An 11,877-nucleotide genomic window follows, 5' to 3' on the forward strand; every position below is an offset into this window, starting at 1 on the left:
CGGGAACACAAAATGAACGTTCGGGAACGCAATATAAACACTCGGGAATGCAAAATGAACGTTCAGAAACACAAAACAAACACTAAAAAACAGGAAATCGAGCCGTTTTTTGTAATAAAAATCAATTTTAAAGGTAAAAAGAACTCAAAAACTCACGAAACAGCCATCAAAATCCCCTTATAACTATCTTCAAGAAATCTAATCTACGATTATTATTAAAAAATTAAATCAAAAAATAGCACCAAAAACAATATTTGGAATAGTTTTTGCTATAAATAATTCAAAATGAATTAAAAAACAATTGTTTAATATTTTAAAAAAAGCTTTATGAAAAGGACAAGACTCAGTATCGAAGCGTTCCACAATTATGGAGCCATTTTTGAGAACATCAGCAAAAACGAATTGCTGAAAAACGAACTGGCAGAGTACGGCTATGACGAACCCGAAATCGCCAAAGGAAAAGCCCTCTATGACAGTGCCGCAGCAAAACTCGACCTGAACAAAACCGAATCCGCCGAAGAAAAAATGGCATACGATGCGTTCAGCAAAAAGTTTGAGGAACTGAAAAAAACCTACACCACCGACCGTAAGAAGGCAAAAATCGTCTTTAAAGATGAAAACACCATCCTTACCGTCTTGGCAGTCAAAGGGATTATGAGCCTTCGCATCAATAAATTGCTTGACGATATCGACACGTTTTACAAACAATTGCAAGTGAGAGAAGAACTCCGCACCCCGCTGAAACGACTCAAAATTACCGACGAGCACATCACTGAGCAACTCAAAGCCCTTACCGAGGTGCGGCAGGCATATCTGCATTACACCAACGAAAAAGGCGAAAGCCAGCAGGCAACCCAAAACAAAGACGCCGCCTTTGAGGCACTCGAAAAGTGGGTGCGCGAGTTTTACAGCATCGCCAAGATTGCGCTGGACGACCAGCCCCAATTGCTGGAAAGCCTCGGCAAATTCACACGAAGTTCATAACACAACAAGATGCCCCTGAGGGCATCTTTTTTTATGCTTGAAATTTTCAACACCATATATATAGGAAAGATAAACAAAAAGACGTATATTTGCACCAAAACAAAGCTCAAAACAGCGTAAATTAATTTTTAACAATATAAATTAAAACGTATGAAAAAATACATCTGTGCCATAGCTTTGGCATTTGCATTGGTTTCGTGCGGACAACAAAATCCGTATATCGAAACGCAAAACGTGGCAAGCGACTATAAGGTAGTGCCGCTTCCGCAGAAGATGGAAACGCAAAACGGGCGTTTCTGGCTCAATGAAAAAACGAAAATTTATTTCGACAACGAGCTTCAAAAAGAAGCCGAATTCCTTAAAGAGTACATCAAACTGCAAACCGGAATAGAGGTTGCCTTAGGAAAAGATGCCAAATTCGATAAAGGAATTTACCTGCACCTTGATGCAAACGTATCAAGTGCCGAAGGCTACAAAATCGACGGAAATGCTGACCTGATTGTCGTTAGCGCAAACAAAGCGCAAGGTGTTTTCTACGGATTGCAAACCCTGCGCCAGCTCATCACCGAAGTAAACACCGAAAATAACGAATTGCACTTTGTTATTCCGGCTGCGAAAATTGAAGATGCCCCTCGTTTTGCCTATCGCGGAATGCACTTGGACGTCGGGCGCCATATGTTTTCAATGGACTTCATCAAAAAGTACATCGATTTGTTGGCGCTACACAAAATGAATCGTTTTCACTGGCACCTAACCGAAGACCAAGGCTGGCGGTTGGAAATTAAAAAGTATCCCAAGCTGACCGAAGTCGGGGCGTGGCGTGAGCAAACCGCCATCGGTAAAAACTTCCCGCACGCCTATGAAGGGGCAACCTTTAAAGGCGACGGAAAACGCTACGGAGGCTTCTACACACAAGAAGAAGCCCGCGAAATTGTCAAATACGCCGCCGAGCGCCACATCATCGTTATTCCCGAAATTGATATGCCCGGACATATGCTTGCCGCTTTGGCTGCCTATCCCGAACTCGGTAACGGAACAGGTCCGTACAAAGTTGCGGAATACTGGGGCGTGTTTGATCAGGTCTTGGCTCCCAAGGAAGAAACCTTCCAATTCTTGGAAGACGTGCTGACCGAAGTGATGGACATCTTCCCAAGTGAATATATCCACATCGGAGGCGATGAGGCACCTAAAAAAGAATGGAAAGAATCGGCACAAGCACAAGAAGTTATCAAACAATTGGGCTTGAAAGACGACACGGAACCCAATCCGATGGACGGCAAGAAACACACCAAAGAAGAAAAACTGCAAAGTTACTTCATCAGCCGTGTGGAGAAATTCCTAAACGGAAAAGGGCGCCAAATTATCGGCTGGGACGAAATTTTGGAAGGCGGATTAGCACCCAATGCAACCGTAATGAGCTGGCGAGGTGTGGAAGGCGGAATTGCAGCGGCAAAAGCCGGACACAAAGCCATTATGACCCCCGGAGGATATTGTTACTTTGACCATTACCAAGATAAAGTCGATGCCGAAACCAAACAGCCTTACCTAAGCATTTGTTGCCTCACCACTGTTGAAAAAACATACTCATACGACCCCGTTCCTGCCGAGTTCATCCCCGAACAAGCAAAACTCATCTGGGGCGTGCAGGCAAACCTCTGGACGGAGTACATCCACACGCCCGAGCAAGCCGAGTATATGGTCGCACCGCGTATGACAGCCCTTTCCGAAGTGCAATGGACGCCCGTAGCACAGAAAAACTACGAGCAATTCAAAGAGCGTATTCCTTCTATTCGCAACATTCTCGATATAATGAAGGTAAATTACGCCAAACATATGTTCAACGAGAAAAAATAGATTTCTCATTATAAACAAATCCCTTTCGTCAAGCAATGATGAAGGGGATTTGCTTTTAAACAGACAAAACAAATCTTTTTTCTAACTTCTTTTTTTAAGAACCCAACAAAGAAAGAATGAAATAAGAAGCACCTAAAACAACTACCATCAACCCTAAACACAAAAAATATGACAACAAAACACTTCATTACAAGCATCATCGGGATTTTTCTTGCCATAACCTCGGTAAAAGCGCAACCCGACTACAAACCAACCTCCGAAAACCTCAAAGCCAGAGAAACCTTTCAGGACGACAAGTTCGGCATCTTCATTCACTGGGGCATTTACAGTATGCTTGCCGATGGCGAATGGGTGATGCACAACAAAAACCTCCATTGGCAGGAATATGAAAAGCTTGCCGCCGGATTTTACCCCGCCCGCTTCAATGCCGCCGAGTGGGTAAGCGCCATTAAAACATCGGGAGCGAAATACATTACCATAACCACCCGCCATCACGACGGTTTTTCAATGTTTGACACCCAACATTGTGATTACAACATCGTGAAAGCCACTCCTTTCAAGCGCGATATCATCAAAGAAATTGCACAGGAATGCCAAAAGCAGGGAATACGCCTGCACCTCTATTACTCGCACCTCGATTGGCGACGGGCAGACTATTACCCGCTGGGGCGTACCGGCAAAGGCACCGGACGCGACAAACACGGCAAATGGGAAGACTATCACGACTTTATGAAAAAGCAACTCACCGAATTGCTGACCAACTACGGCAACATCGGCGCCATTTGGTTCGACGGAATGTGGGACAAGGACATCGCCCCCGACGGAATGACCGCAAAAACCTGGGATTTAAACGCCCAATATAGGCTCATTCACAGCCTGCAACCCGCCTGCCTTATCGGGAATAATCACCACATCACACCGTTTCCCGGTGAAGACATTCAGATATTTGAACGCGACCTTCCGGGGGAAAACAAAGCCGGATTATCAGGGCAAGACATCAGTCGCCTACCGCTGGAAACCTGTGAAACAATGAACGGAATGTGGGGATACAAAATCATCGACCAGAATTACAAAAGCACCAAAACCTTGATTCACTATCTGGTCAAAGCGGCAGGCAAAAACGCCAATCTGCTGATGAACGTAGGACCGGAAGCCAACGGAAACATTCCCGCAACAGCCGTTCAGCGCCTTAAAGAAATGGGCAACTGGATGCAGACCTACGCCCCCACCATTCAGGGCACCCGCGGGGGCATCATACCGCCCGCACACTGGGGCGTAACCACCCAAAAAGGGAAAACGCTGTACGTTCACGTGCTGGACTTGACCGACAAAGCCCTGTTTTTGCCCTACACGGGGAACAAACTCATCAAAGCCGTTGAGTTTAAAAGCAGAAAAACTCTTAAATTCAGTCAAGACAAAGACGGAATACTGCTAAAATTCCCGCAACAACCCGAATCACCCGACTACGTGCTTGAACTCACCTTTGAAAAGGAGCTTCCCAAGCCGTAAACAGATAATAAAAAGCCTTCACACAAGCCAAACATCTGTTTTTAGCAAACAAAAGTTCGGTGTCTTTTCATTGTAATCCTTATCAAGTAAGCAATTACAAAGAAAGATGCCGAACTTGTTTTTAAAACAACGCCCCTCAACACAAAAAAGTGCCGACGTATCCCTACGCCGGCACCAAAATATGCCATAAAATCATATGCTGAGCAGAATGGTATCACCTTGCTCAACGAGACTTTATTCGTCCAACAGTAAAATTATTTCAAACGGATATGCAACTCGTCCAATTGTGCATTTTCAATCGGCGAAGGTGCGTCAATCATCACGTCACGCCCCGAGTTGTTTTTCGGGAAGGCGATAAAATCGCGAATGGTTTCTTGTCCGCCCAGAATGGCTACCAAACGGTCAAAACCAAATGCCAAGCCTCCGTGTGGCGGTGCTCCGTATTTAAAGGCGTTCATCAAAAAGCCAAACTGTGCCTCTGCCTGCTTAGGCGTGAAGCCCAAAAGTGAAAACATCTTGGCTTGCAGTTCTTTATCAAAAATCCGAATGGAACCACCGCCGATTTCATTTCCGTTAAGCACCAAATCGTAGGCATTTGCCCGTACCGCAGCAGGATTGCTTTCCAAAAGAGGAACATCCTGGGGTTTGGGCGATGTAAACGGATGATGCATCGCAAAAAATCGGTTTTCTTCTTCATTAAACTCCAACAATGGGAAATCCACCACCCAAAGCGGAGCAAATTCGTCGGGTTTGCGAAGCCCCAAACGTTCGGCAAGTTCCATACGCAAGGCTGAAAGTTGGGTGCGCACCTTGTCGGCTTTCCCCGAAAGGATACAAATCAGGTCGCCTGCCTTAGCCTGAGTGCGTTCCGCCCATTTTTTAAGGTCGTTTTCGTCGTAAAACTTATCTACGGACGATTTGAAACTGCCGTCTTCGTTGCATTTCACATACACCATTCCCGAGGCACCCACTTGCGGGCGTTTTACCCATTCGATAAGTGCGTCAATTTCCTTGCGGGTGTAGTTGTTAGCTCCCGGCACGGCAATCCCGACTACCAACTCGGCTTCGTTAAATACTTTAAAATCTTTGTGTTGTGCAATATCGTTCAGCTCGCCGAATTTCATTCCGAAACGAATGTCGGGTTTGTCGTTTCCGTAGGTTTTCATCGCTTCGGCGTAGGTCATTCGCGGGAATTTGTCAATAGAAACCCCTTTGATTTCCTGCAACAGATGTTTTGTAAGTCCCTCGAAGGTGTTGATAATATCCTCCTGCTCCACGAAAGACATCTCACAGTCGATTTGGGTAAATTCGGGCTGGCGGTCGGCTCGTAAATCCTCATCACGGAAACATTTCACGATTTGGAAATATTTGTCCAACCCGCCCACCATCAACAATTGTTTGAAGGTTTGTGGCGACTGCGGAAGTGCGTAAAACTCGCCCTGGTTCATACGCGAAGGCACAACGAAATCTCGGGCTCCTTCGGGCGTTGATTTTATCAGAACGGGCGTTTCCACCTCAATAAATCCTTCTTTGGAAAGATAATTGCGGACGTGCATCGCTACTTCGTGTCGGAAAATCAGGTTATTGCGAACGGGCGTACGGCGAATGTCCAAGTATCTGTATTTCATACGGATATCTTCTCCGCCATCGGTATTATCTTCAATGGTAAAGGGCGGTAATTCCGATTTGTTGAGAATGGTAAGTTGGCTTACCAGAATTTCAACCTCGCCCGTGGGGATGTGATTGTTTTTTGCTTCACGCTCAATGACTTTACCCGTTACTTGGATAACGTCTTCGCGGGAAAGTGTTGCCGCCAGCTGCAAGACTTTCGGCTCGGTGCGTTGTTCGTCAAAAATCAGCTGGGTAATGCCGTATCGGTCGCGAACGTCCACCCAAACCATAAATCCTTTGTTGCGGACTTTCTGCACCCAACCGCTCAGGGTGATTTCTTTATTTACATCAGCAAGGCGAAGCTCGCCACAAGTATGTGTTCTGTACATTTTTGGAGATTTGTTTTATGTGGGCAAAGGTAGTGAAAATTTGAGAACTAAGAAATTGAAAATCGTAAAATCATTACGCATAATTCCTCAAATTAGAAACATACACTTACCTTTTTTTGTAGGTTACAATTGTGGTTATCACCGTATTATTGTCTTTCTCCTCCAAATTCATCGTAAGGATATTTTCTTTTACTTCAAAAGTAAACACTTCCTTTTCCCCTTCGCTTATTTCAATTAATTTATTACCTGAAATGACATACGTAGCAATGTCATCTCCCAAAGAAACACAAAGCCCGTTTTTTTCTTCTGATTCTATCCGATTAATCGTTCTATCGGTAAAAACCAGCATTTCTTTCTTTTGACAATCTGAAAGTTTATTTAAAGTTCCGTTTACAGTTTGGGTTTGTATATCCCAAGTTCCGATTAGTGGATTTTGAAATTTCTCATAAACAGCTTTGTAAGTTCCGTTTATGATTGTTAAATTCGTTCCTTTTATCTCAAATTTAGCGGTTTCTTCGCTTCCTGTCTTTGTATTGATAATTTTTATCGTGTTTTCCGTAAAGGAATATGTTCCGTTACCTTCTTCTATTGCACACTCCCCGCCGCTAATGTTGTTGTGTATGCTTACGTAGGTATTATCCTCATTGAAAGTGTAGCTGTCGTTTTTTCGGCAAACATTGAGTAAATCATTACCATTATCTGTTTCGGAAACAATTTTCCAGATGCCTACAAACGGATTTTTAGTTTGTTCAGCAGGATTGTCAGGCAGGTCTTTTTTTCCGCAAGAAACCAATATGGTCAGGGCTACAAAAGCCAATGTTAAAATGTTTTTCATCATCATTATTTTTTTATTGGGTTATTAAGTTTCAAATAAACGCATTCTTAAAGAATTGAGCAAATAAAAACTAAAACTCATAAAAATACGGCACTTCGGAGGTGGTTTTTCCGTTAGGCAAGCGGTATTTCAGCGTGGCTTTGTACTTTTTCTCGGGCGTTACCGGAAAGGGGCGCTCCATAAATTCGGCTTCCCAAGTGGGATTTAACATCCGATTAGCCGACTGATTGGAGATATAATTACGTAAAGTTGTCCAATCATTTCGGTAAAAAATAAACACATCATAACGATACGGAAAATCGGTTTTCAGCGTAAGACTATGCGGATTGTTTGTCAAATTTTCGGAGTACGAACTCAATACCGAAATGGCTTCTTTGGGCGGAAAACCGATGTACCCATTAGCAGCTTCTCTTTTCAAAAGATTAACAATCAACCCGTTACTATACAAATATTTCTTAAACACCGCATCATACGCATCTTCCAAAAGGGCTTCGGCATACAACAAAGGCTTGCTATCGGTATAAATCGTTCCTGAAAGTTCAGCCGTTTCAAAAGGCTCATCACTGTTCATTCGGTTAAACAACATCACCACACCCGAAGCCGGACTGCTCCACAACTTGCGTTCGGTTTTAAAAGCATTTAATTTTTGTTTAAGCGATTTGTATTTACTGGTTTGAAAAGCATAATTCAATCGCTCAAAATCAGCATCTTTTACAGAGGATTGGGCTTTATTGCTTCGGATAACCGCCGAGGTTTCAGCCTGTGAATCGTCATAACCGGCAGTTACCTTCTCGGTTGTTTTTTTGCCAGTTTTCGGTTGCACTACGGTACTCTTATTTTTACTGCTACTCACAATAGAAAGCGTGTACTTGGTGGCTGTGCCGAGTTTAGGCATCGTGTAGGTAATCAGATTTTTACCGGCATCGTAACGGGGCGTTACCGAGGCTACGTTGCCGTTATCGGCTTTTAAGTACAACTCGGTATTCCAATGTTGTGATTCAAACAAATACGCCTGACCTTGTTTAAGTTGGATGAAGGCTTCTTGCGTTTCATCAGTAAAATAATTTTTCTGGTCAAGCACCGGATACGCATATTGAATATTTTTATTGGGGATAAACTGCGGCGCCACCCCCGTGGTGAAGGTGCGTTCTTCCTTTTCGGTTGCTTTTTTACCATCAACCATCACGGTTTGATAGGTATTGCCTTTCAATTCTTGAAAGCTCACTTCTGCCGTGATTTTATATTGTGTGGTGGACGAAAGCGTTTCGGTAGGGACGAAATTCGCTACGTCGGTAGAATTGCCAAACTGCAATTTTCCGTCTATTTTTCTGCCTTGTGCGTCAGTCATTTCCAGTTTTTCGAGTTTGACAACATACGTATGGTCACCGTCATCTTCGGGAATGACAATCGGTTTATCGATTTCCAAATTAAAACTCACCTGAGGTGCGGTAAAGACATCAATGTTATCGCTTTTATCGGAAGGCGACACATCGGAAATAATTTTCATACCGCCCAACACTTGTTCTTGTGCCAGCTCACACTGCTCACCGAATTCCATTTTTAGCCGGAAACGCCCTTTTATCAGTCCGCCCAACACGTTGTAATACCCGCCGAGATAGCCTCTTGCCCAGAACGGATTAGGTCCGGTACCTTGCAAAATGGCAGCTGCCCCTGCCGAAAGTATCGGAATGTTTTTACGTACAAAAAACAAATTCACACGAATGCCCACCTCGCCTTGCAGATACACATACGTTTGCCCACTGGCATACCAACCGTTGATTCCCAACGTGCCACTTCGGTTTTTGCAATGTGCGTTTCCGTAGTTTTTGAGCATCATATCAGCCCCCAAACCAGCAGCAAATTGGGCATATACAAATCCGGCATTAATCGGTCCTGTATTGAAATTCAAATGCGCCCCAAAGGCAAACCCTTTGCCCTCGCCAAGCTGATTGAGGCTTTGCATATACCCCAAATCGTTGGCTTTCAAACCTAAAATTTCGGCTACTTTGGCGGGAGGTTGGGGTGTTTCGTAAATTTTAGTTCCCACCATAAAATAGCTTTTCGCTGCGATGTTAAAACCACCAAAGCCCACTTGCAAGCCCATCATTTCGCGCGAAGTCCCGATGTGGATGTACCAGTCTTTTGGATCGGCGTGAATCACGGCTCGCCCTGCCAAGTTATCAGTTCCCGTACCCCGTACGATGCCCCCTGCCACGTTAATATACGCTTGCATATTGGCGTGAAAGGCTTTCTGATTAAAATCATAACTCATTGACATTTTGGCATATATAGGAGCTTCTTTGGTTTGCTTATCTGCATCTAATGAAAAGGTTATGCTCTCGGGGGTATTGGTCCCGGAAGTGTCAAGAACATTTATTTTTTTATCTGACTTTGCAAACTTGTCCATATCCACCAGCTTGTTCACTTGTGATGTAAATCCGTTTTGAAGCGATTGGAACGGGTTTTTCATTTTCTGCTGCAAGGCATACATTACCGTAGCTTCCCCATCAATACCGATGCGTGCCAGACCGCCTCCGGCATTGGTTTGCACACTAAGCACGGCGATGAATGAGGCCACTTTTTCTGTTTGAAACGCCCCTAAAACACCGGCTTTCAGTCCCAAGCCCATCGACTCGTCAGGCACTAAATCAAAGGCTCTTTTTAGTCCGGACACATTGCCTTGTGCATCTTTTTTTGACATTACCCCGTCAGCGGGACGCATTCGGTAATACGCCCCACCTACAAACCCCGTAATGGTTACGAACGAAGCCGGAATATGCAAGCCATTAACCATTGCATCAAAGCCCCAATATCGGAAATCTTTAGCTCCGAACACGGCGCTGGCTTCTAATTCAATAGCAGGAGAGTTTATATTGACAGCCAATTGAGCTTTAAAGCCCTTGCCGTACGTGGGGTCGTTACGCATCAGTTCCAGCTCACCGGAAAGAGTAGCAACCACCACATCTACGTTTTTTAGCTCCAATCTATTCACCTGAAAATCATCGTATTTCCAAACAGAATTTTCTTTTTTGGCAAAAATGCTAAATCCGCCTTCGGCAGAAAATTTATCTTTTTGCAAACCTACCCGAATGCCCAAATTCAAAGCAGCACGGTTGCCCTGAAACATCACATTTACATCTTTGACACTCACGGGAAAACCTGCCAATCGTTGTTCGCCCTCGGCTCCGAAATGCTCTGCTGAAATATAAGGTGCTTCGGTTTGGAGGGTAAATTTCTTAAAGGTAATTCCCTGAAAATGATATGTGTTTTCATCGGTTTCATTTTCGCTGAGTGTCATTTTTCCATCAAGAACCACTTTGGGCAGAAATTTTTTATCCTTAATTTGCAATTCGATGTACGAAGAAGGCTCAATAAAAGCACGAGCTTTCCATAAATCAAACGAAAGGGTTTCAAGCGAGGCGGCTTTCAGAAGATAATCATCATCGGTGAACGTACCTGCAAAATGAAGCCCTTTGGCTGTTTTTTGATTTTTTTTGGGAGTGGAAAGCGTATCGGAAACCCGGGTTTCAGAAACCACATCTTCTTCACTATCAACCGACTGAATCGGAAGTAGAATTCGCCCCGAAAGTGCTCCGCCTTTAATTTTGGAAGCCACAAAATCGGCACGGATAAAATCAAGGGAATAGCGCCACGCATTGTCGCCCCCTGCAGTAGTTCCTTCGTTTATGGTAATGAGATTTTCAGCCGAAAAACTACCTGAAACGCCGTACGAATCCAAAATAAACTGCTGAGCGGCAAAACTTACGCGCTGTTCCGATTTTTTAAACTCCTCAGGTAAGGTAATTTTGAGTTTCCCGATGTAAAACCCACGCCACGATTCGGCTTCTGCCACGAAATAATCATCATAGCCTTTTGGAAAAACCAATTCGGGAGCGTTTTCGGTATCGCTCATATCCAAGACAACGTCTTCTGCCTCAAACACAAAAGCGCCTCGCTGGTTGTTTTGCACTTGTTTTGTAATGGCAAAAGCGGGCAATGAAATTTTCAGCAAAAGGTTGTTCCAATGGCTGGCTTTGACCGCTACGGCGGTTTCGACCCGCGCATTAGGAATAGGTGTATATGTCTGTGTATCAACTGGAACTATCAGTTCGGGAGAGACTTGTATGATTCCGTTTAAGGCAATTTCTTTGATGCCGTCACAATCAAAAGTGAGATAGGTTACATCGTTTTGGGTATCGCCCGTTTGGGTGTTGATGCTACCGCCACGCAGCAAAAAAGTCCAATTTTTATTGGAACTGATACTCACATCACCCAACAGGGAAAGGCGCATATCGCCTACAATTTGCCCTTCGTACGAAAAGGAAAGCCCCGTAGCCCCGAAAAAAAGTTGTTTTTTGCCATTTGGACTTTGGCTGTCGGGAAGCGTCAGGCGGGCATAGGCATTGACCACCGTTTGGTCGGGCAGAAAGGTGGCTTGGGTGATGATAAGGGCGTACTCCATTCCGTCTTTGGTTTCGCGAATACCCACGGGAAGTTCGGTAATGTCTTCAAGTGATTCTGCCCAGCGAGCTTGATCAAAAGATTGATTCCAAGGAAGATTTTGAGAAAAAAGAACAAGCGGAAAACTTGCAAAAAACAAAAACAAACGGAAAATACGAGCCATAACAAACTGATTTAATGCACCGACAAAAGTAAGAAAAAAATTGAAATAAAAATTTATCTCTTGAAAATATT

Annotated in this window: 7 protein-coding genes; 4 read left to right on the plus strand and 3 right to left on the minus strand. The window is 44.1% G+C overall.

Annotated features, from left to right (window positions below; genetic code table 11):
* The 4 genes from Q4D72_RS11320 to Q4D72_RS11335 form a co-directional block, all read left to right on the plus strand.
* Positions 1–183, plus strand: a 183-nt coding sequence (locus Q4D72_RS11320; RefSeq protein ID WP_303077972.1) for a hypothetical protein, incomplete at its 5' end; no start/stop codon positions are given.
* Between the two features lie 144 nt (positions 184–327).
* The gene (locus Q4D72_RS11325) at positions 328–984 is read left to right on the plus strand and encodes a hypothetical protein (protein WP_303077973.1); all 657 of its coding nucleotides are present in this window, start codon (positions 328–330) and stop codon (positions 982–984) included.
* Positions 985–1,134: 150 nt separating this feature from the next.
* Positions 1,135–2,838, plus strand: coding sequence for a beta-N-acetylhexosaminidase (locus Q4D72_RS11330; protein ID WP_303077974.1), 1,704 nt, complete (start codon positions 1,135–1,137; stop codon positions 2,836–2,838).
* 168 nt (positions 2,839–3,006) lie between these two features.
* A complete protein-coding gene (locus tag Q4D72_RS11335; protein ID WP_303077975.1) occupies positions 3,007–4,347 on the plus strand; it encodes an alpha-L-fucosidase in 1,341 nt (446 codons plus the stop codon).
* Between the two features lie 254 nt (positions 4,348–4,601).
* Here the strand turns inward: Q4D72_RS11335 and aspS are convergent, their stop codons facing one another.
* From aspS to Q4D72_RS11350, 3 genes are all read right to left on the minus strand, one after another.
* Entirely contained in the window at positions 4,602–6,347 is a 1,746-nt protein-coding gene (gene aspS / locus Q4D72_RS11340) for an aspartate--tRNA ligase (RefSeq protein WP_303077976.1), read from the minus strand.
* Positions 6,348–6,453: 106 nt separating this feature from the next.
* Positions 6,454–7,182, minus strand: a complete 729-nt coding sequence (locus tag Q4D72_RS11345) for a lipocalin family protein (protein ID WP_303077977.1) — start codon at positions 7,180–7,182, stop codon at positions 6,454–6,456.
* 70 nt (positions 7,183–7,252) lie between these two features.
* Complete coding sequence (locus Q4D72_RS11350; RefSeq protein ID WP_303077978.1) at positions 7,253–11,806, minus strand: hypothetical protein; 4,554 nt, start codon at positions 11,804–11,806, stop codon at positions 7,253–7,255.
* Positions 11,807–11,877: the final 71 nt, after the last annotated feature.

It is taken from the genome of Capnocytophaga sp. (assembly GCF_030532915.1).
Taxonomy (GTDB): Bacteria; Bacteroidota; Bacteroidia; order Flavobacteriales; family Flavobacteriaceae; genus Capnocytophaga.

What these genes read in the sequence shown, in the direction of transcription:
- Q4D72_RS11325 (WP_303077973.1), top strand. Translation starts at nt 328, where the DNA reads ATGAAAAGGACAAGACTCAGTATCGAAGCGTTCCACAATTATGGAGCC.
- Q4D72_RS11330 (WP_303077974.1), top strand. Translation starts at nt 1,135, where the DNA reads ATGAAAAAATACATCTGTGCCATAGCTTTGGCATTTGCATTGGTTTCG.
- Q4D72_RS11335 (WP_303077975.1), top strand. Translation starts at nt 3,007, where the DNA reads ATGACAACAAAACACTTCATTACAAGCATCATCGGGATTTTTCTTGCC.
- aspS (WP_303077976.1), bottom strand. Translation starts at nt 6,347, where the DNA reads ATGTACAGAACACATACTTGTGGCGAGCTTCGCCTTGCTGATGTAAAT.
- Q4D72_RS11345 (WP_303077977.1), bottom strand. Translation starts at nt 7,182, where the DNA reads ATGAAAAACATTTTAACATTGGCTTTTGTAGCCCTGACCATATTGGTT.
- Q4D72_RS11350 (WP_303077978.1), bottom strand. Translation starts at nt 11,806, where the DNA reads ATGGCTCGTATTTTCCGTTTGTTTTTGTTTTTTGCAAGTTTTCCGCTT.